This is a genomic window from Pseudomonas sp. SORT22 (genome assembly GCF_018417635.1).
Taxonomy (GTDB): Bacteria; Pseudomonadota; Gammaproteobacteria; order Pseudomonadales; family Pseudomonadaceae; genus Aquipseudomonas.
In genome coordinates, this window is the sequence record NZ_CP071007.1 from 5,278,697 (window position 1) to 5,299,643 (window position 20,947).

Below are 20,947 nucleotides of genomic sequence, written 5' to 3' on the forward strand. Positions count from 1 at the left end.
AAAGACAGCATAGAATCATTCACCACAAAGGGATGGCCTTTCGCCAATGCAAAGCATTGTTCTGCTGCTGTGGCTTGCCTTGTGCTCTGAACAAGATCTGCGCGAACGCCAGATCGCCAATACCCTGACCCTCGGCGCCGCCGCCTGCGCCCTGGGCTACCTGTTCGTTACCGGACACACCTGGATTGGCGCCGACGCCAGTGAAGGCGGCCTGGCGCTGGCCATCGTCATGCTGCTGACCCTGCCCGGCTACATGCTTGGCCGCCTCGGCGCCGGCGACGTGAAATTGCTCGGTGCCCTGGCCCTGGCCACTGATCGCATGCACCTGTTGGGGACATTTATCGGTGCCGGGGTCGCAGTTGTCGCCTGGCTGCTCAGCCGCCGTTGGCTGTGGTCCCTTTTAAGTCAGAAGGTTAAGAACCGTCTGAAGCAATTGAGCGAAGAATCGTCAAAAAAACAGCCGTTCGCGCCATTCCTGCTGGTCGGTTTTCTACTGGCGGCGGTCTGGATCAATTAGCCGAATACCGCACGCAAAAGGATGTACAAACCTTGTACATAGTCAAAAAGTGCGACTACTTTCTAGTGTGTGCCAGGAATGGATCCAGGCTCGACCTGGCCGCGGGAACACCAAGGCGAATAGCGCAGGGAGTTGCATGTGAGCAAGCCAGTCAGTGAGTTGAAGGTGCTGGTCGTGGACGACCAGCCACTGATAGTCGAAGAGTTGTGCGAATTTCTCCAGGGCAGCGGCTACCGTTGCCTGCCCTGTCATTCCAGTACCCAGGCCATCGAGCAGTTCAGTGTCGATCAGGAGATTGCCCTGGTGGTGTGCGACCTGCACATGCCCGACTGCGATGGCCTCGAACTGATGCGCGCGCTCAAGGCCATTGCCGGGCCGCAGCGTCAGTTCGAAGCGATCATGCTCACCGGGCGCGCGGCCAAGCAGGACGTGATCAAGGCGCTGCGCGAAGGCTTTGCCGACTACTATCAAAAACCGGTCGACCTCAACGAGCTGCTTGAAGGGGTACAACGCCAGGAGGCCGCCGTGCTGGAGCGGCGCCGCAGCTACCAGCACCTGGGTGACCTGAACCAGAAACTGCAGTTTCTCGCCGAGTCGATCGACGATCTCTACCAGGACCTGGACAAGGCCCGCGGGCTCGGTGCGCACCGGCGCGCCAGCGATATCGAGCCGGAAGCTGAAAGCGACAACCTGCCAGCGCTGTTCGACAAGTTGTCACCGCGCCAGCTGGACGTGGCCAAACTGGTCAGCAAGGGCAAGACCAACTACCAGATCGCCTGCGAACTGGGCATCACCGAGAACACCGTGAAACTCTACGTGTCGCAGGTGCTGCGCCTGACCCACATGCACAACCGCACCCAGCTGGCGCTGGCGTTGTCACCCGGCTCCTCGCCCCTGCATCAGCGAGTCACGGCGCACTGAGTGCGCTTTGGCGGCTGAGTCACTTGTCGGACGCGCCGGTACTTTCCCAGCGGTAGAAGTCCGGGATCACATATTTGTAGCTGTCGAGCCAGCGCTGCATGCTCTGGTCGCGCTCCTTGGGCGTGGCCGTCTGCGGGATCTTCGAGGCTTCAAGGTTGCGTGCCTGCAGCTGCAGCCAGGCTTCGGTGGTTTGCTGGGCCTTGGACGAAGGCCCGCCCTCCAGCGCCAGGGCGGCCAGGGGCAGTGCGCTGAGGGCAAGCAGGAGCAATGACCTGTTCATCACGACCTCACTGTTGGGTGACGCTTGAGGCTTCTGGGGTTATCACCGCGACCTGGTCGGTCCGCGCCGCGGGTTTCTTCAGTTGCTCGGCGCGCGCCCGGGCTTCACTGAATTGCGCCGGCGTCAGGTGCAGGCGACTGACCAGGTCGGCGGCCTGCTGGAACTTGTCCTGGTACAGCAGCAGGCTCACCAGGTTGACCGCCGCCAGGGCGTTGTTGTCTTTGAGCTCGATGGCGGTAAGGAACTCGAAACGCGCTTGCTCGACATTGCCCTGGTTCAGGTAAACCACGCCGAGGTCGTTGCGCACCTTTTCGTCGGTCGGCGCCAGGCGCACTGCACGCAGCAAATGGCGCTGGGCCTGGAGGTTGTCACCCCGGGCCGAGGCCAGTTGCCCCAGGCCATGCTCGCCTTCTGCTGCCAGGCAGCCACCGAGCAGGCTACGGTACAACGGCTCGGCTTCGCTGCGCCCGAGCAGGCGCGACACCCGGGCCTTGCGCAAGCGCACCTGGGCCATGTCCGCCGGCAACGCCTCAAGGTGCGCCAGGCTGGCATGCGGGCGGCCCTCGGCGAGCATCTCGTCGGCCATGCTCAAGGCCAGCTCCTGGGCCGAATCCGGCTTGCTGCAACTGACCGGCATACCCGGCAAGGCCAGCCACTGCGCGCCGTCCTGAGTGGTACAGCCAGCGAGCAGCGCCAGGCTCATGATCACCATGACTGCTTTCATGCACATCCCTCCGCTCATGAACCCAAGGCCTTGGCCAACGCCGTAAAACCGGGCCCGGCCAACACAATTAGCAAGGCCGGAAACAGGAACACCATCATCACTATCGACATCTTCCCGGACATCTTCGAAATTCGCTCCTGCATGCGCGTCAGGCGCCGGTCATCGAGCAGTTGCTTGAGTGCCAGCAACGACTTCATCGCCCCGCCGCCCTGGCTCAGCAACTGCTGGAGGATCACGCAGCTGTCGCTGAACTCATCGACGCTGAGCAATTGCGCGGTTTTTTCCAGCTCCGGGGCCAGGGCCAGGCCGGAGTCGACCCGCAGCAGAATCGCCCGCAGCTCCTCACTCAGCACCGGCAACAGTTGCCGTGATTCCTGGCTCAGCACGCGCAAGGCCTGCTCCACCGCCAGGCCCGATTCGAACAGGATCCGCAGCAGCGGAATAAAGGTCGACACCTCCCGGGCCACCTGCTGCTGACGGCGCGCCGCCGCCCAGGCCAGCAAGCGCTTGGGCAACAGGTAACCGGCGCCCATGGCGCACAGCGGCAGTACCAGCCACGGGGTCTGGCTGGTGTGGTACAGGGTTTCCTGCGCGATCACCCCCACTCCCAGCGCCAGAAGCGGCGCCCCCACCTGGCAGGCAGCGAACAGCGCCCGTTGCCGGCTACGCCGCCAGCCGATGCGATCAAGCAGCAAACGTGTCTCGCCGTCCAGACTCAACGAACGCTGGCCCAGGCGGCTGGCGCCGAGCTGCTGCAGCCAGTTGCCCAAGCGGTTGTCCGCGCCCAGCTGGCCCTGCAAGCGCTGGGCGACCAGGCGCTGACGATGCCGCTGGCGCAGGAACTGAGCCAGCAGCAAGGCAAAGGCGGCAAACAGCATCAGGGCACTGAGCAACAGGGCCATTTCAGATACTCCGCAACATGCGCCACAGCGCCAGGCAGCCCAAGGCCTGCAGGAGGAAGGCCCCGAGCAGGAGGAACTGGCCGTTGCTGTCGCGCCACATGGTCAGCAGATAGTTGGGATTGCTGATCAGGAAGTAACCGGCCATGCCCACCGGCAACAGGCCCAGGACCATAGCCGTCATGCGCGTTTCGCCGGTCATGGCGCGCAACTGCCGCGCGCCCTGCTCGCGTTCGCGAATCAGTTTGATCAGGTTCTCCAGCAGCTCGCTGGCGTTGCCGCCATAGCGATGGTTGATACGCAGGCCCAGGGCAAACAGGCGCAGTTCGTCCTGGTCATACAACTCGGCCAGTTCAGCCATGGCATCGTCGAGGCTGACGCCCATCTGCACATTGCGCCGCACCCGTTGCAAGGCGCCGTGCAACGGCTCGCGGGAAGCATCGATGGCACCGAGCACGGCATCGCTGAGGGTGCGCCCGGCCTTGAGGCTGCGCACGCTGTGATCGAGCAGCACCGGCAGTTGCTCGATCATCCGTTGCAGCCGCTGCCGATAGCGCCAGCCCAGGTACAACCAGGCCAGCAGCGGGCCGATGAGCAACAGGCCAAGGCCTGCCACCCAGCCCACGACCCGCCCGGTCAACAGCGCGGCCAGCAGCCAGAGGGCCAGCCAAAGCCACAACAGCTCGTTACGCCGCTCGATACCGGCACGCTGCAGCAGGCGGTCCAGCCAGTCGTGCCCGACCGGCGCCAGCGCAGCGGCTTGCTCGACCTGACCCAGACGCCGGAGGATGCGCTCCTGGGCAGACTTGCGCATGCCGCGGTAGAACAGGTGCACCGACAAGCCGAGCAAGGCCAGGCAAATCAGCCCGAGGAGCGCGGCGATCACGGCTGGAGCTCCGAGTAATCGCGGCGCAGCTTGTCGCCGGCCGGGTTCGGCGCTTCGCGCAAAAAGCCTTCGCCCGTGCGCCGATCGAGCCGGAACAGGGTATTGGTGACGTACACGTCATCACGCACCCCGACCACCTCCAGCACCTCGCTGACGCAGCGGCGGCCATCGGCCAGGCGGGTCAGCTGGATGACCACATCCAGCGCCGCGCAGATCATCTGCCGCAGGGTTTTCTCGGCCACCTGGCGACCGGTCAGGCCGACCAGGGTTTCCAGGCGCAGCAAGGCATCCTGGGCAGTGTTGGCATGCACGGTACTCATCGAACCATCGTGGCCGGTGTTCATCGCCGTCAGCACATCGAGCACTTCGACGCCGCGAATCTCGCCAAGCAGAATACGGTCGGGGCGCATCCGCAAGGCGTTGCGAATCAGCTCGCTGGCCTTGATCTCGCCATGCCCTTCGGCATTCGGCGGACGGGTTTCCAGGCGCACCACGTGCGGGTGATCGAGCTGCAGTTCGGCCACGTCCTCGATGGTCACCAGGCGTTCGTGGGGGCTGATCAGCTGACTGAGGATATTGAGCAGGGTGGTCTTGCCGGTGCCGGTACCGCCGCTGACCAGGATGTTGCAGCGCCGCGCCACCGCCAGCTGGATGAAGTCGAGCATGCCCTGGTCGATGGTGCGGGTGGCCAGCAGGTCGGCGCTCTTGAGCATGTCCTTGCGAAACTTGCGGATCGACAGGCACGGGCCGTCGAGCGCCACCGGCGGGATGATGGCGTTGACCCGGCTGCCATCGGGCATGCGCGCGTCGACCATCGGCGAGGACTCGTCCAGGCGCCGCCCCAGGGGCGCAAGAATCCGTTGCATGACCCGCTCGACATGATGGGCATCGATAAAACGCAGGTCGGTCTGTTGCAGCACCCCGGCCCGCTCGATGAACACCCGGTGCGGGCCGTTGACCAGGATTTCGGTGACGCTGGCATCGCGCAGCAGCACTTCCAGCGGGCCGAAACCAGTCAGCTCGTCGACGATTTCCTCGGCCAGGCGTTCCATCTCGTAGCGCGACAACGCCAGGTGCAGGCGGGCAATGTAATCGCCGACCTGTTCCACCACGAACTGCGCCAGGGCCGGGCGCGAACCTTCGAGCAGGTTGCGGCCGCTGTCCTCGATGGCGTCGATGATGTAACGGTGCAGGGCGCGTTTGAGCGCCTGTGGGTCGGCCCCCAGGTTATGCCGTGGGCCACCGAACAACTCGTCGCCGCTCACTTGTGCCCCCACAGCCGATTGAGCCAGGTGGCGACCACCGGCGGGTTGTTTTCCGAGCGCCGCGCCAGGCGTTCACCGAGGCTTTTCAGCTGTTGCGTAAGCGGCTCGCGCGGCGCCAGCTCGAACAGGGTCAGGCCCTGGTTCTTGGCGTTCAGGCGCACCTCCGGGCTATAGGGCAAGACCCGCAGAACCGGCAGGCCGTAGCGCTTGCCCAAGGCTTCGGAATCCGGCGCGACACCGCGCAGGTAGCGGTCGACCAACAGGCTTGCGTGTTCGAGCTTCATGCCCTTCTCGCGCCACTGGGTCAGCACTTCGAGGTTGCGCCGGCAATCGAGGACGTTCTGGTCGGTGTACCAGATCAGCTTGTCACAGTGGCTGACGAAGGTGCGCAGGGCTTCGCTGTCAGCCTGGCCGGTGAGGTTCACGACAATGTGCTGGAAGTGCTGGCGCAAGGCGCTGAGCAGCATGTACAGCTCTGCCGCGCTGGTGCGCTCCAGCGGCTCGTCGGTCTCGGCATAAGCCAGCAGGCGCAGGCCCGAGCTTTCGCGGGTGAAGGCACTGTCGATCAAGGTGTTGTCGAGCCGGCGCAGGTGGCGCAGGGCATCGCCGAAATGAAACGAGGCTTCCAGGCCGAGCAGCGCCAGGCTGTCACCCCGCGGCAGGCCAAGGTCGAGCAGCAGGGTCTGCTGGCCGCTGGTCTGCACCACCCGCGCCATGTGCGTGGTCAGCAAGGCGCCGTCGGCGGCACACTGGGCCCCATAGAGCACGGTCAGCCCGCCCAGGCTGGGGTTGCTGGTCACCGGCGGCAGGCGTTTGCTCAAGCGCCGCACCAAGCCTGCGACTTCACTGGAACGCGAGCCGTAGGCGACAAAATCCCGCGCCCCGGCACGCATGGCGTTGAGCACCAGTTGATTGTCCATGCCATCGCCGAGGGCGACGATCGCCAGCATCGGCTTGGCTTCCAGCACGCCCTCGATCAGCGCGCACTGGTGGACCACCTGCTCGCGGTCGAGGCCGACGAACACCAGGCTGGCGAAGGTGACATCGACCAGCGCCAGCAACTCGTCAAGGCTGCCACTGCCGGCACCCACCACCTGCCCCAGCGGCGCCAATGCGCCCTGCAACCACTGCAGGTCACCATCGTTGCGGGTGATGGCAAGGAAGGTCTGGCTCAGGCTTTCACTCATTGGGATAACCCGCTGCGACGTTCAAAGTCGCCGTTTTCCAGAAAGAACAGCCGGCCCCAGCTCGGGTCGTAGTTACGCAGGCCCTCACCCGGCAGCGACGGCAACTGGGCATCGGCCGCCAGCGGCTGGACCAGGTGCGGGGTAACGATCATCAGCAGTTCGGTCTCGTCGCGCTGCACCGAGGACTGGCGAAACAGCGCGCCAATGATCGGCAGGTTGCCAAGGCCTGGAAACTTGTCGACGGTCGAGCGCGACTGGCTGCTGATCAAGCCACTGATGACGAAGCTCTCGCCATCGGCCAGGGAGATGCTGGTGTCGGTACGCCTGACGGTCAGGCCGGGCACCTGGGTACCGGCGATATTCACCGCCTTGTTGTAGTCCAGTTCGCTGACTTCCGGCGCGACTTTCAGCAGGATGCGATTGCGGCTGACCACGGTGGGCGACAGGGTCAGGCGGATACCGAACTCCTTGTATTCGATCGAGACACTGTCGCTGCCGCTGCTGGGCACCGGGATGGGGATCTCGCCGCCGGCCAGAAAGCTTGCGGTCAGGCCGCTGAGCACCACCAGGCTGGGGCGCGCCAGGGTGTAGGCGAAACCGCTGGTTTCCAGGGCATTGATCGCGGCCAGGAAGCGACTGCTGCCACCGCCCCAGATGATGTTGAACACGCCGTTGTCCAGGGGAATGTTTGGCGTGCCGGGCACGGTGGGCACCTGCCCCGGGCTTACGGTGGTGTTCGGCACAGTGCTCGGTGAGCCGATCAGGGTGTTGTTGGAGCCCTTGAAGAACAGCCGCGCGCCGGCCTCCTTGTACTTGGTGCGGTTGACTTCGACAAAGCGGATATCGGCCTGCACCTGGCTGGGCAGCAGCGGATCTTCGGACGGCGGCAGCGCACTGGCAGCCATCTCGCTGCTGGCAATGCCCTTGACGAACACCATGGCCTGGCGCGGTGTCTTGGCGCAGGCAGTCCACAGCATCAGGCTGGTGGCGCCGGGGCCGACCGCCGTCAGCAGCACCGCGTCAGTGCCACTGGCATGTACGTCGGCAATCTTCGGCTCGCCAATCGCCGCGCGGGTGATTGCCACCGGCAGGCGCACCTCCTGCTGCAGGCCCTGATCGATCTCGATGACGCCCGGCACCTGCTCCAGCGCCGCGCAGCCGGACGCCGCCATCGCCGTTGGGGCGAGCGGCACGGCGCACAACAGGGCGCAGAGCATCTGCTTGATTACCCGCTCGGAACGACTGCTCATTGAAGGGCATCCTTGCTTGGTCAGGGGGTTGGCGTGTTGGCTTGATTACCGCGGATGATTTCCATGCCGCGTGGCGGCGCTGCGCTGGCCACAGGTCGGGCGGCCGGTACCTGGGCGAGCTGGCTGAAGCGATAGAGTTCACGGTTGGCGTTGTCGACGGCCTTGGCGCTGGCATTCGGGTCAGTCCAGTACTGGGCCAGGCGCTTCTCCTCGGCGCTGCGTACCGCCAGGCGCAGACTGCCGGCCTGAGCGGCCAGCAGCAGGCGGCTGGCCAATGCTTCGGGGACCGCCAGCACCACAGTGCGCACCGGGTTGCGCTGTTGTTCCTGACGGGCCTTGTCATCCATGGGCGCCTCGGCAGGCTGGCCATCGTTGGCCAGGCCCAGCTGCGCACCGACACTGAGCAGGCGCAAGGCCGGCAACACTACCTGGGCCGAGGCTTGCGGGTTGCTGTTGTCTTCACGCAGGAACACCAGCACATCGACATAGTCACCCGGGCGCAGTTGCCCGGCGGCGCCGACCACTTCGTCCACCGCCACCGCCAGCGCCCGCTCACTGGGGTGAATCATCCGTGCCAGCGGGCCACCGGCCTCGAAGCTGCCCTGCTCCAGCCAGGTGCCGGCGCTCAAGGCGCGCCAACTGCTGCGCCCGAGCACTTGTTCAAGGGTCTGGAAACTACCCGGCGGCGCCACCTGCAGGCGTTCGATCAGCAGGTCTTCGGCCACCAGCGGGGTATATGCACTGACATCGCGACGCAGCACGACAACCGGCTTGCGCAGTTCGTCTGTTGCTTCCGTGACCACCCGGGTCACCGGAGCCTGCGCGGGTTCGACGGCGGCTGCCGGCGCCGGCTCGCTTGGCGGCTGGCTGAGCATCAGCCCCCAGTAGCCGGCCAGCAGCGCACCGATCAAAAAGAGGCCTGCAAGGATGATGGTAATGCGACTGCTCATGCTGGCCCTCCTTCTCCCCAAGCTGTCCTTCAGGCTCACTTTTGTGAAATGGCCCACAGCACTGCAGTCGGAAACAACTATTTCGCTATTTGACGGTAGCGCAGCTAGGACAAAATGCCATTACCCGTCAGATTTTTTTCCGTCGCAAAGCCGACACCCCCATAAAACAACAGCTTATTGGCGTCGGTATTTGGTTATAACTTTAGTATTAATACCTTCTTACATTTGCCGAGATTTGGCCCGTTGACGATGCTGTGGTGGCAAAGGGGAATCACTGAATACCCCTGCCATCTGCGCCTCCGGCGCAAGGAGAAATGCCATGCGTCTTTCCCGAGTCCTCAAGAGCTGCAAAGAATTCTTCTACCGCAAGGATGGTGCCTCGGGCATCGAGTACGCGATTGTCGCGGCCATGGTTGCTGTAGCGCTGACAGCGTTCATTACGCCCATTTCTACCAATGTGTCTGGGGTCATGACCAAGATTGAAAACGCGCTAAAAGCGCCGCCTGCTTCGGGCGGTGGCAGTGGTGGCAGTGGTAGCTGACGAGTGGCTTCATCGGTTCACGCCAATGCACTGATCAACTCCCCCATCACAGGACCGCCCCATGCCGACCTCTTCCCCCCGTCAACAGCTACTCCTGGTGGATGACGAAGAGGACGCCTTGCTGGAACTTGCCGAATTGCTGGAGGGCGAGGGTTTTTGCTGCTACACCGCCACCTCGGTGAAACTCGCCCTGCAACAACTCACCCGCCACCCGGACGTGGCCCTGGTCATCACCGACCTGCGCATGCCGGAGGAGAGCGGCATATCACTGATCAGGCGCCTGCGCGAGCACACCTCGCGCCAGCACTTGCCGGTGATCGTCACCTCCGGGCATGCCGACATGGACGACATCAGCGACCTGCTGCGCCTGCAGGTGCTGGACCTGTTCCGCAAGCCGATCTACCACAACCGCCTGCTGGAAACCCTCGACAACCTGTTCCCCAAACCGCGGATGCAACTGGTGCAATGAACCTGCGGGGGCTACGGCCCCTGTAGGAGCCGGTTCACAGCTGCACGCTGAAACTCACACTCAGCCGTGGCTCGCGGTCAAAGCTGTCGAGGGCAACATCCGACAGCGGCTTGGCCAGCTCCAGTGCCAGGTTGTAGAAACGCCCGTCACCGATGCGCAGCCCCAAAGCCACTGAACTCAAGTGTGCATCGCGCAGGTCCACCTCGTTGAACCAGGTGCGCGCGGTGTCCAGTACGGCATAAGGTTGCAGCAACTTTACCCAGCGGCCATCGCCGTTGAAACTGTAATTGAGCTCATAGGCCAGGCCCCAGCCCTTGTCGCCCAGGGCCTGGTCGGCGGGGTAACCGCGGGCAAAGCTCTGCCCGCCGAACACCACCCGCTCGCTGTCGGGCAGGCTGTCGCGGCTCCAGTACAAGGCCGCCGACGCCACCCCCTGCCAATTGCCGAACAGGCGATCGCTCTGCAAACCGGACAAACGCAGGCGGAGGAAATCCAGGTCGAAATCGCTGTTGCTTTTCGCCCCCAGGTAATCCAGGCCCTGATAGGCGCCACCACTGACAATCCGCAGTTGGTCGGCATCGGCCTTGCGCCACTCGCCTTCAAAGCCCAGGGCACGCACATCGGTGCGATTGCTCAGCCGCAAGGGCGCGTCGACCGCGCGATACTCAACATCGTCATTGACCATGTAGAAACGCGCAGCAACGTTGAGCGACTCACCGGGCGCGGCCAGCAGCACCTGGCTGAGGCCCGCCGAAAAGCGGTCGTTCTCGCGATGGGCCTTGAGCTGGGTGCCATCGCCGAGCAGCACCTGGGCACTGGGGTCGCTGTCGTAACGCGAGGCCGACAGGTGCAACTGGCTGCCCTGATCGTCCAGGTACTGGGAGTAGTCCAGGCGAAAATAGCTTTCGTGATCTTCCCCGCGCGGCGCCAGAGCGGTGACGCTGAACTGTTCGGCCAGCGCCGTCTGCGCGTTGCTGCTCACGCTGAGCAAGGCCTGGGGGTCATCGCGGGTGCCATCGGTGACGGTCAGGTTGCCGCTGAACGGCCGGCGCCTGGCCTCGACGATCAGCCGGCTGGTACCACTGACAGGGTTGGCAGGCGCTAGGCTTGCCTGCACGCTGAAGCCGGGCAGGCGGCTCATCAGCGCGACGTAGCGCTCGAAGGTGTCGCGGGTCAGCGGCCGTTCGGCCTTGAGCCGGCCCACCAGTTGCTCAACGTAGGCCGCCGCCGGGCCCACCTCGCCGTGCAGCTCGAGTTCATCGATGTAGCCTTCGACCAGCACCACCCGCACCCGGCCATCGGCGAAGTCCTGCTCGGGCAGGTAGGCATGCGACAACAGGTAGCCGTCCTGCTGGTAGCGCTGGGTCAGGCGCTGGGTGGCGTCGATCAGCTCGCCGAGGCTGACCTCGCGGCCGACCAGGCTCTGGTAGTTGTCGCGCAGGTCACTCAAGGGGTAGATGCTGCCGCCTTCGAAGCGCACTTTGCGCAGAAAGATCCGCGTGTCGCGCAGCAACGGCCGGGCCTGGGTTACCGGCACCGGCACCAGCACTCCCGGGTTGCTTGGCCGGTAGGCATCGGCCGGCAGATTGGGGGCCGGCAGGTTGCGTTCGATTTCGTGGCTGTCGAGAAAACGCGGCAGGGGTTCGCTGCTGGCAACGCTCACCCAGGACAACCCCACTATCGCGACGGCCAACGCACGCATCGGACACTCCATGATCCCGAACAGTACAAGGCCGCCAGGGCGGCGGCCTCGTCAATCCAAGCGTAGGTGCTGGCCCTGTCATCGTCTAATAGAGAGCGTCAGTCATTGACCTGGAATTCGACCCGGGCGGTTTCGCCGCTTTCATCCAGGGCGCTCAGCTCGAAGCGCCCGGCCTGCTCGAAGCTTGCCGTGAGGTTCTCCTGACCGCTGGTTTCGCCCAGCGGCGCACCGTTGAGGAACCACCAGTGGCGTCCGTTACCGCCAAGGGCCGAGACCTTGAAACGCAATGGTTCGCTGCTGGTGGCCGGGCGGCGTAGCTGATCGCCCTGGCGCACGCCGACGATTGACAGCGGCGGCGCACTGGCCGGCACCTGCGGCGGGCATTGCGGGTCGACCTTGGGCAAGCGCGCCTCGCGGCGTTCCACCCTTGGCAGCCACGGTTCAAGTGGCGACGGCCAGAGGGCGATTTCCCGGGCCTGGGCGCCGGCGCAGGTAGCGTCGACACGCAAGCCCTGATCGTTGACCCAGACCGTCTCGCGCAAGCCGACACTCAAGGGCTGGTCCTGGGCCAGCAGGGTTGGCGGCGTGGTACCGTCCAGGGTCCAGGCAAAACGCTGGCGCCGGCAATTGGGGTCCTGGCGGGCCATGGGTTGGCCGAGCGGCCAGCAGATCGCCGCAACCCCGACGTTGGCCGGCACCGCCGCCACGGGTGTGGCAATCCCGCGCTGGCTGTCGCGGTTGCTCAGCACATCATGCACCTGCAGCATCAACGGCGCCGCCGAGGCCAGGCCGAACTGGCCGGGCACCGGCGTGCCATCCGGGCGGCCGATCCAGATCCCGATCAGGTAACGCGGGCCGACGCCAATCGACCAGGCATCGCGAAAGCCATAGCTGGTGCCGGTCTTCCACGCCAGTTGCGGGCGCTGCACTAGCTCTGCGTGAGGGTCGCGGTCCGGGCGCGCCTGGCCGCTGAGAATCCGCCGGATAATCCAGGCACTGCCGGGCGACAGCAGGCGTCGCTCAAGCAGCGGGTCATTGGGTTGCAAGCGGATCGGCGCACTCAGGCCATCGCGGGCAAACGCGGCGTAGCCGCCCACCAGGTCTTCCAGGCGGCTACCGGCGCCGCCGAGAATCAGCGACAGGTTAGGCTCGGCCAGCGGCGGCAAGATCAACGGCACGCCGCCACTGCGCATCTGCGCGGCAAAGCGTTTCGGCCCGTAGGCTTCAAGCAGTTGCACCGCCGGCAGGTTCAACGACAGGGCCAGGGCGGAACTGGCGGCAACCGGCCCGCTGAAGCCCATGGAGAAATTGCCCGGGCGATAGTCGCCGTAGCGGCGCGGCACGTCCTGCAGCAATGACTCGGAATGGATCAGGCCATCGTCCATGGCCATGCCATAGAGGAACGGCTTGAGGGTCGAGCCGGGGGAACGCAGGGCGCTGATCATGTCGACGTGGCCAAAGCGGCGCTCGTCATTCAGGTCCACCGACCCCAGGTAGGCGCGCACTGCCATGTTCTGCGCCTCGACCACCAGAATCGCCGCCGAGGTCCGCTCGGGCAGGCGCGCACGCCAGCCCAGCAGCAAGTCTTCCAGGCGCCGTTGCAACGAGGCATCGAGGGTGGTGCGAATCAACGGCGGGCTGTGCGGGCGGTTCAGCCGTCGCGCCAATAATGGCGCCAGCGCCGGCTCCTGACGTGGTGCCAGCAACAGCGGTTCCTCTTCTGCTTCGGCGACCCGTTGCTGCGGCCACACCTGGTACTCGGCCAGGCGCTGCAAGACCTTGTCCCGCGCCGCTTGGGCGCGCTCCGGGTGCCGATCCGGGCGCAGGCGGCTGGGCGCCTGGGGCAACACCGCGAGCAAGGCCGCCTCTGAAGGCGTCAGGTGCAGCGGCGACTTGCCAAGATAGGCCCAGCTGGCCGCGGCGACACCCTGCAAGGTGCCGCCGAACGGCGCACGGTTGAGGTAGATTTCGAGGATCTGCGCCTTCGACAGGTGCCATTCCAGTTGCGCGGTACGCCACAGCTGGCGCAGCTTGCCAGGCAGCGTGCGCGAGTGTGGGTCGAGCAGGCGCGCGACCTGCATCGACAGGGTGCTACCACCAGACAGCACCCGGCCACCGCGCAGGTTCTGCCAGGCCGCGCGGCCCAGGGCCAGCGGGTTGACACCGGGGTGATGGTAGAACCAGCGGTCCTCGTAGGTCAGCAACGCCTCCAGGTAATAAGGCGAAACCTGCTCGGCAGTGACCGGGTAGCGCCACACCCCGTCGGCATCGGCAAAGCGCCACAGCGGCGTGCCGTCTTCGGCCAGGACTACCCGGGCGAGGTCATCGGCCGGCATCGGCAACGGCCAGATGCGGTCGGCAAGCCATAGCAAGGCAATCAGCAGCAAGGGGATGGCGAGCAGCAAACCCAGGGGTTTGCCGATGACGCCACGCAGGCGAGCTAAGATGTGCATCAGGCCCTCCTGGCGTAGCAGCTACGCAGGGAACCGACCCGGCCCTGGCATGGCCAAAGGCTTGGCAACGGCGCATTCGCCGAATTGATCATCAGGAAGCAACTATGCATGTAGAAGGTTTTTTCGAGTGGCTCGGCCAGGCGCTGGGGGCGGTGATCCGGTTTATCGTCGACGGCCTGAGCGGGTTGTTCAACCTGCTGGCCAACGCCGGTGGCAATTTCATCGAGGGCCTGTCACGCACCCTGGGCATGGACACTTCGCTGGTCAGCATCCTCGCCCTGATCATCGGCCTGATGTTGCTGTACTCGGCGATCCGCGCCTTCATGCGCGCCTCGATCATACTCGGCATCATCTGGCTGGTGCTGGGTTTGTGGGTGCTGAGCTGGATCATTCACTGACTAAATAGAAGGTGTGGGAGCGGATGAGCCCGCTCCCACAACGCCCTGTGTCAGCGGCCTTTAACCACCAGCTCGGCAGGCGATTCGCCCACCGCGTTGTAGTTCGGCCGGTACATCGACTCGACCTGCGGCGGCGGTACCTTGTAGGTCCCCGGGGTTACCGCGCGGGCCAGGTACAGCAGGTGGGTGGTGGAGTACTGGTCGATACTCAGCGCCGCCACGTAGCGGTCATCACGAAACTCCTGATGCACGACCGCGGCGTTCTGCATCGACTCGCGCCATTGCTTCACTGCACTGCTGGCGTTCTCAAGGCTTGCCGCGCTTTGCGCCAGGTTCTGGTTTTCCAGCTCCAGGCCCGCCGGCAGCAGGTCGACCACCAGCGCGTCCGGCACCTGGGTATTGGCCGTCACCGCCAGGTGCACCAGCACCAGGTCACCGCTCTTGAGCGCCTTGATGTCCAGGGCCTGGCCATTCATGCCGAGGAACTCGCGGCGGATGGTCATGCCGCTGCCGCGGGCAACCGGGGCCTGGCGCGGATAACCGGACAGGGTCAGTTGCTGGAACAGCGTCTCGCTGCCTTCGTTCTGGATGGTCAGCGGCGAGGCCAGCAGCGGGCCTTCGAGTTTCATCCCCGATTGCTCGTTGTTGAATTCGCGCACTTCACCGGCGCTGTCCAGGCGTGCCGACCAGTTGCCTTCAGGCTTGCGCAGCAGGCCACGACCGGCAAGGTACAGCGCGTTGCGCTCCTGGGTCGACAGCCAGCGGTTACCCGCCATCTGGTCGGAAAGCTCGAACAGCCGTGCATCGAGCTTGTCGCTGGCCAGGTTGTTCTCGGTCAGCAACGACAGGATCAGCGCCTGGTCACGCACCGGGCTGCCGTAGTCGGCCAGCCAGCTGTTCTCGCTACGGGTGACCGCCAGGCCAGCCTGCAGCGCCTGTTGCGCACGCGGCTTGTCGCCCATCTTGTCGAGGGCGATGGCCAGTTGTACCAGCGGCAAGCCGGAACGCGCATCGCTGCGCCGCTCGAACAGGCTGCGCAGGGCGCCCAGCGGCGCTTGCTGGGTACGCGCCAGCACCAGGGCAGCATAGGACTGCACGGCAAAGCGGCTGTGCTCGGCGTTCTGGCTGTAGCTGATCTCGATCAGGTTGCGCTCCTGCAGGTAGCGCAGCAGGCGCTCGCTGGCTTTTTTCAGGGCCTCGGGCGGCACGGCATAACCTTGCTCGCGTGCACGCAGGAGGAAGTCGGTGACATAGGCGGTCAGCCAGTACTCTTCCTCGTCATCAGCGCTCCACAGGCCAAAGCTGCCGTTGTAGCGCTGCATGCCCAGCAGGTGCTCGATGCCCATCTCGATCTTGCGCTTGCGCACGTCCGCCGGCTCACCCTTGATGCCCAGGCGCTTGAGCGTCGCGGCATCGGCGTACAGCGACGGGTACAGGCCACTGGTGGTCTGTTCCAGGCAGCCGTACGGGTAGGCTTCGAGGGCGCGGATCTGCTCGGCCAGGTTCAGCGGCGGACGGCTCGACAGCGCCAGTGAGGCCTCAAGACCCACCGGCTCGAACAGCGCCAGGTCAGCTTCCGGCAGGGTCCAGGGCTGGTCTTTGAGAGCGACGCGATAGTGCTGCAGCATTGCCGGGTAGGCCGGGCGAATGCCCAGGGTCCAGTCGCGGCTGAAGGCCGTGGCCGACTCGCCTGGCAGTTGCAGCCCTTGCACCTCGACCTTGACCTTGCCCTGGCCCAGGCCACCGCTGGCCTGCACCGGCACCAGCAGGGTGACGCGCTTGCCTTCGGTGAGGCTCAGGGTTTGTTCGGCGGCGCCGAGCAGATTCAGCTGGCCTTCGGTGCTCAGGCGCACGGTCAGGTTCTGTGCCTTGCCCGACAGGTTGGAGAGGTCCAGGGCCAGGGTCGTGCGGTCGCCGCCGGCGAGGAAGCGCGGCGCCGAAAGCTCGGCAATCAATGGCGCGGCGACCACGGTCTTGCCTTCGGCCATGCCGTAGCGCTCGTCGGTCCAGGCCTGGGCCATCAGCCGCAGCTCACCGTTGAAGTCAGGGATATCGACCGTCGCTTCACCTTCACCCTTGTCATTGAGGGTTACCGGGGCGCTTTGCTTGGCAACGATGGTCACCGTGGTGTTCGGGCGCTTGCCGCCCTTGGCCATGGCCGCATCACCACCGAAGGCCAGGCTGGCCAGACGGCCCTGCCCGGCTTCGATCAACTGGCCATAGATATCCAGTTGGTCAGCACCATAGGCCTTGCGGCCAAACATGCCGGTAAACGGGTCGGGGGTTTCGAACTCGGTGATGTTGAGGATGCCCACGTCCACTGCTGCCAGCAGTACATGCACCTGTTTGGGCACGCTGCCGTCGGCGTTGCGCGCTTGCACCTTGACGGTCAGCGGCTGCTTGGGACGCATTTTTTCCGGGGCATTGAGGGTTACCGCCAGCTTGCGCTCGTGGCGATCCAGCGGCAGGTGCAGCACACCCACGGCACGTTTCGGCGTGGCATTGACCTTGCGCTCGCCCGGGCGAATCACCAGGGCGCTGACATACAGGTCATGGCGCGCCCACTTCGGATCGAGCTTGACGGCAAAGCTCTTGCCTTCGGCCGGTACATCGATTTCTTCCCACCACAGCGGGCCTTCGCTGGACTCGACCATCAAGTAGCCGGTGCCTGCGGCAGGCGGAGTGACGGTGATATTGGCGGTAGCGCCATCGGCATACGACGGTTTGTCCAGGGCCAGTTTGACCTGGTCCGGACGTACGGCGCCGCCGTCGGCGTTGTCCTGGGCACGGTAGCCGGCCCAGAAACGCCCGCTCGACACCAGGCCGGTCTGCGGGTCTTCGACCTCGACGCGGTACGGGCCCCAATCAACCAGGAAGTTGACCCGGGCGGTGGAGCCGGCCTTGACGTTGACCGTCTCTTCGCTCTGGATGAGGAATTTCTCGTTGTAGTTGTAGCTCCAGCCGTCGCTCTGCGAGTAGTTCCAGTAGTAGTCGCGACGCTCGCGGACCAGGCGCACCTTGAGGTTGTTGACCGCCAGCTTGTTGCCTTGCGGATCGGCCACCAGCACTTCGAACTCCACCGGGCCTTCGCCATCGGTTTCTTCACCCTCGAACAGACCGCGCAAGCCAGGCAGGCGCCCGGCCGGCCAGATCGGTTGCTCAAGGCGGCGGGTGATCGGCCGGCCACCGGACTCCTGCAGGCTGGCCTGCACGGTCAGTTGCAGCGGCGAACGGGCTTCGGACCATTTGCTTTCGATGTTCAGGGTGGTCTTGCCGTTGCTGTCCAGGGTGACTTCGTCCAGCTCCAGGTCCTGGCTCAGTTCCTCTTCAGTGATCGAACCGAACTGATAGCCCGGCAGTGCCGGCACCGCTTCACGCAGCGGGCGCACATAGGCCTGGCCGCTCAGGCGATTGCCCGAAGCCGGGGCGCCGTACAGGTAGCGACCGTTGACCTTGATCTGCGCAGTCTGGTCCGGGCTCAGCGGCTTGTCGCTGCCCTTGAGCTCCAGGGCCAGACGCTCGGGCAGGAAATCTTCGACAAGGAACTCGAACACCTGCTTCTTGCCGCCGCCGAGGTCGAACAGCAACTGCCAGCGCCCGGTCGGCGCTTCATCGGCCAGTTGCAGCTGATACTGATAGAAGCCATTGGCATCGGCTTCCCAGACGAACTTGCGGCTGATCTGCTCATCCGGACGGCGCACTTCCACGGTCACCGGTTGCGGCTTGAGCGGGCGGCCATCCTGGTCACGCAACAGGCCGTTGAGCAGCACGGTTTCACCCGGGCGATAAAGGTCGCGCGGGCCGAACACGAAGAACTGCAGCGGGTTGGCCTGGGGGCCGGTGATGTCGAATTCGGCCAGGTCCAGGGCAGCGCTATTGAGGCGCAGCATGGTGGTGTGCACGCCCTGGTGGGCCAGCAGGGTTTCGGCCTTGGGTGGCGTCGGCAACTGGGCATGGCCGTCGCTGTCGGTCTTGGCCTGGGCCAGCACGCGGCCTTCGCCGTCGAGCAGTTCCAGCTCGACACCGCTCAGCGCCTTGCCACCTTCCAGGCCTTGGGTGAAGACATCCAGGCGGTTCTGGTAACGGTGCGCCGAGACGCCGATGTCACTGAGGGTGAACAGCGTCGCCGGTTGCGTGTAGTCGTAGGTTCCGGAGGCGCGCATTACCGCCAGGTACACGCCTGGCTCTTGCAGCGGCTTGATGCCGGCAATCGGCAGCAGCACGGTTTCGCGGGTGTTCTTCGCCGGGTTGAGGTCGAAGCGGCCGCTGTAAACCAGCTCGGTCATGTCCAGGATTTCTTTGGACGTGTAGTAGTACAGGCTGCTGTTGCGGCCCCAGGTAGCAAGGAACGGCGACAGTTTGTCCGACTTGATGCGGAAGAACTCGACATCGACCTTGTTGACGTTCAAGGCGATCACCGGCAGGCCTTCGGCCAGTCGCGTCGGCAGCAGCGAGCCACGGCTGGCGAAGCCGATGGTCGATTGCATGTCGCGGGTTTCCAGGCGGCTGATCGACTCGGCGGGCAGGCGCTTGCCATTGACCGCGAGCAGCCCGGCGTCGATGGTCAGCACCAGCTTGCGCTGGGGCTCCAGGTGGCGCAGACGCAGCTCCATCTTGTTGGCAGAAAGCTCCCAGGCGCCGTCGACCTTGCCTTTGACGGTATCGACCAGGTGCACCTTGTCAGCGAAGTTCTGCTGGTCATCCAGCGGCACCGAGAAGGTCAGGGCCAGGGCGCTGGCGCCATCGACCTGCACTTCCGAGACATCCACCACGCTCAGCTCGCGACCGGCATAACGCTTGGCCAGGGTCGCGGCATCGTCCTTGGCCGCAGCGGGCTTGGTCGCGTCTGCGGGTGCAGCCGGAGCGGCCGGGGCCGGGGCTGCGGGTTGGTCCTGGGTCTGCGCAGGCGGGGCCGCGGGGGCCGGTTTGTCCGGGGCAGACGAATCGCAGGCACTGAGCAAGGCCAGCGCGCAGGCCAGCAACAATCCTTTGTTGAGCATGGGAGTAGTAACTCTCGGGCAGCGGAATCTTAGGGGTGCACTATATATCAACCGCGCCGCAACAGTGATGCGGCGAGCGGATGTGAGACCGCCTTCGCACGATTTGGTGCCCGCAGCGGCTACAATGCCGGCTTGCCAGGAGCTTTCATGTCCCGTTTGCTGACCGACTGGCGCGACCGCCCGACCCATATCAAGGTCTGGGCGCTGGCCGCGCCGATGATACTTTCGAACATTTCCGTACCGCTGGTGGCCCTGGTCGACAGCGCCGTGATTGGCCACCTGCCCCATGCTCATCAGCTCGGTGCGGTGGCGGTGGGCGCCAGCCTGTACACCTTCCTGGCCTGGGTGATGGGCTTTCTGCGCATGGGCTCGACCGGTTTCGCCGCCCAGGCGGCGGGTCGTGCCGACGGCGCAGCACTGCGCCAGGTGTTGCTCCAGGGCCTGTTGCTGGCGCTGTTTTTCGCCCTGCTGCTGGGTGTTCTGGCCCTGCCGTTCAGCCACCTGGCGCTGCAACTTATGCAGCCCTCGGCAGCGCTGGAGCAGTCGACCCACGACTTCTTCCAGACCCGCCTGCTTGGCCTGCCGGCGGCGCTGGCCAGCTTCGCCCTGGTCGGCTGGTTCCTCGGCACCCAGAACGCCAGGGCGCCGCTGGCGATCCTGCTGACCACCAACCTGCTCAACATCGCCCTCAACCTGTGGTTCGTGCTCGGCCTGGACTGGGGCGTGATCGGTTCGGCGCGGGCCTCTGTGATTGCCGAATGGAGCGCCGCCCTGCTCGGCCTGGCCCTGACCCGCCCGGCCCTGCGCGCTTACCCCGGGCAGATCGCCTGGGCACTGCTGGCACGCTGGCAGAGCTGGCGGCCGCTGCTGAGCGTCAACCGCGACATCTTCATCCGCAGCCTGGCGCTGCAAGCGGTGTTCTTCCTGATTACCGTGCAAGGCGCACGCCTGGGTGAAGCGACCGTGGCAGCCAACGCCTTGCTGCTCAATGGCCTGCTGCTCACCGCCTACGCCCTTGATGGCCTGGCCCATGCGGTCGAAGCGCTGTGCGGGCACGCCATCGGCGCTGGCGATCGCCAGGCGCTGCGCCGCTCGCTGACCGTCGCCTGCGGCTGGTCGCTGCTGGCCAGCAGCGGCTTTGCCGTGTTGTTTTTGCTCGGTGGGCATCTGTTCATCAACATGCAGACCGACATCGCCAACGTGCGCGAAACCGCCTACCAGTACTTGCCGTACCTGGCCTTGCTGCCGTTAATCGCGGTGTGGAGCTATCTGCTCGATGGCTTGTTCATCGGCGCCACGCGGGCGCGGGAGATGCGCAACGGCATGCTGCTCAGCGTGCTCATCGCCCTGCCGGTTGCCTATCTGGCTCGCGATCTGGGCAACCACGGCCTGTGGCTGGGCTTTCTGCTGTTCATGGCCTTGCGCGGGGTAACGCTGGGGGTGATGGGCTGGCGGTTGCAGCGGCGGGATGGGTGGTTTGTGCGTCGGTAGTTGAAAGCATCGCG

The 20,947-nt window shown here is 65.1% G+C and carries 17 protein-coding genes; 6 read left to right on the forward strand and 11 right to left on the reverse strand.

Translation table 11 applies throughout. The features are described from left to right. Nucleotides 1-46: 46 nt before the first annotated feature. Entirely contained in the window at nt 47-517 is a 471-nt protein-coding gene (locus tag JYG36_RS24235) for an A24 family peptidase (protein WP_045197051.1), read from the forward strand. A gap of 138 nt (nt 518-655) precedes the next feature. Continuing rightward, nucleotides 656-1,438 (forward strand): response regulator transcription factor, encoded by a 783-nt coding sequence (locus JYG36_RS24240; protein ID WP_045197049.1) that lies wholly within the window; start codon nt 656-658, stop codon nt 1,436-1,438. Nucleotides 1,439-1,457: 19 nt separating this feature from the next. Here the strand turns inward: JYG36_RS24240 and JYG36_RS24245 are convergent, their stop codons facing one another. The 8 genes from JYG36_RS24245 to cpaB are packed head-to-tail and all read right to left on the reverse strand — an operon-like array spanning nt 1,458 to nt 8,879. Then, nucleotides 1,458-1,718, reverse strand: coding sequence for a DUF3613 domain-containing protein (locus JYG36_RS24245; RefSeq protein ID WP_045197046.1), 261 nt, complete (start codon nt 1,716-1,718; stop codon nt 1,458-1,460). Between the two features lie 7 nt (nt 1,719-1,725). After that, on the reverse strand, nt 1,726-2,442 hold the full coding sequence (locus tag JYG36_RS24250) for a tetratricopeptide repeat protein (protein WP_213602553.1): 717 nt from the start codon (nt 2,440-2,442) through the stop codon (nt 1,726-1,728). Nucleotides 2,443-2,456: 14 nt separating this feature from the next. Next, entirely contained in the window at nt 2,457-3,344 is an 888-nt protein-coding gene (locus JYG36_RS24255) for a type II secretion system F family protein (protein WP_213602555.1), read from the reverse strand. A 1-nt stretch (nt 3,345) separates the two neighbouring features. Then, the gene (locus JYG36_RS24260; RefSeq protein WP_195885601.1) at nt 3,346-4,227 is read right to left on the reverse strand and encodes a type II secretion system F family protein; all 882 of its coding nucleotides are present in this window, start codon (nt 4,225-4,227) and stop codon (nt 3,346-3,348) included. Then, complete coding sequence (locus tag JYG36_RS24265; protein WP_045197040.1) at nt 4,224-5,492, reverse strand: TadA family conjugal transfer-associated ATPase; 1,269 nt, start codon at nt 5,490-5,492, stop codon at nt 4,224-4,226. Before JYG36_RS24265 ends, JYG36_RS24260 begins: the two co-directional genes overlap by 4 nt. Further along, nucleotides 5,489-6,679 (reverse strand): CpaE/TadZ family protein, encoded by a 1,191-nt coding sequence (locus JYG36_RS24270; RefSeq protein WP_213602557.1) that lies wholly within the window; start codon nt 6,677-6,679, stop codon nt 5,489-5,491. The genes JYG36_RS24265 and JYG36_RS24270 overlap by 4 nt, the downstream gene beginning before the upstream one ends. Beyond that, complete coding sequence (locus tag JYG36_RS24275) at nt 6,676-7,929, reverse strand: type II and III secretion system protein family protein (RefSeq protein ID WP_093376485.1); 1,254 nt, start codon at nt 7,927-7,929, stop codon at nt 6,676-6,678. The genes JYG36_RS24270 and JYG36_RS24275 overlap by 4 nt, the downstream gene beginning before the upstream one ends. A gap of 20 nt (nt 7,930-7,949) precedes the next feature. Further along, nucleotides 7,950-8,879 carry a Flp pilus assembly protein CpaB gene (gene cpaB / locus JYG36_RS24280; protein ID WP_213602559.1) on the reverse strand — a complete coding sequence of 310 codons (930 nt, stop codon included), beginning with the start codon at nt 8,877-8,879 and terminating at the stop codon, nt 7,950-7,952. Nucleotides 8,880-9,198: 319 nt separating this feature from the next. Between cpaB and JYG36_RS24285 the strand changes: the two genes are divergently transcribed. Both JYG36_RS24285 and JYG36_RS24290 read left to right on the forward strand, forming a co-directional pair. Further along, nucleotides 9,199-9,420, forward strand: coding sequence for a Flp family type IVb pilin (locus JYG36_RS24285; protein ID WP_093376494.1), 222 nt, complete (start codon nt 9,199-9,201; stop codon nt 9,418-9,420). Between the two features lie 61 nt (nt 9,421-9,481). After that, on the forward strand, nt 9,482-9,889 hold the full coding sequence (locus JYG36_RS24290) for a response regulator (RefSeq protein ID WP_045197030.1): 408 nt from the start codon (nt 9,482-9,484) through the stop codon (nt 9,887-9,889). A 34-nt stretch (nt 9,890-9,923) separates the two neighbouring features. Here JYG36_RS24290 and JYG36_RS24295 read toward each other — a convergent pair whose 3' ends face one another. Together JYG36_RS24295 and pbpC are read right to left on the reverse strand one after the other, a co-directional pair. Further along, on the reverse strand, nt 9,924-11,591 hold the full coding sequence (locus tag JYG36_RS24295; protein WP_213602561.1) for a ShlB/FhaC/HecB family hemolysin secretion/activation protein: 1,668 nt from the start codon (nt 11,589-11,591) through the stop codon (nt 9,924-9,926). 98 nt (nt 11,592-11,689) lie between these two features. Continuing rightward, entirely contained in the window at nt 11,690-14,044 is a 2,355-nt protein-coding gene (pbpC, locus tag JYG36_RS24300; RefSeq protein ID WP_249744381.1) for a peptidoglycan glycosyltransferase PbpC, read from the reverse strand. Between the two features lie 104 nt (nt 14,045-14,148). Here pbpC and JYG36_RS24305 point away from each other — a divergent pair, with 104 nt between their 5' ends. Then, nucleotides 14,149-14,442: a hypothetical protein gene (locus JYG36_RS24305; RefSeq protein WP_038997361.1), complete on the forward strand. Its 294-nt coding sequence runs from the start codon at nt 14,149-14,151 to the stop codon at nt 14,440-14,442. 50 nt (nt 14,443-14,492) lie between these two features. On the opposite strand, the gene JYG36_RS24310 is transcribed toward JYG36_RS24305, so the two are convergent. Continuing rightward, nucleotides 14,493-19,442 (reverse strand): alpha-2-macroglobulin family protein, encoded by a 4,950-nt coding sequence (locus tag JYG36_RS24310; RefSeq protein ID WP_045197023.1) that lies wholly within the window; start codon nt 19,440-19,442, stop codon nt 14,493-14,495. A gap of 147 nt (nt 19,443-19,589) precedes the next feature. Here JYG36_RS24310 and JYG36_RS24315 point away from each other — a divergent pair, with 147 nt between their 5' ends. After that, nucleotides 19,590-20,933 carry an MATE family efflux transporter gene (locus JYG36_RS24315; RefSeq protein ID WP_093376511.1) on the forward strand — a complete coding sequence of 448 codons (1,344 nt, stop codon included), beginning with the start codon at nt 19,590-19,592 and terminating at the stop codon, nt 20,931-20,933. The last annotated feature ends 14 nt before the right edge of the window (nt 20,934-20,947 follow it).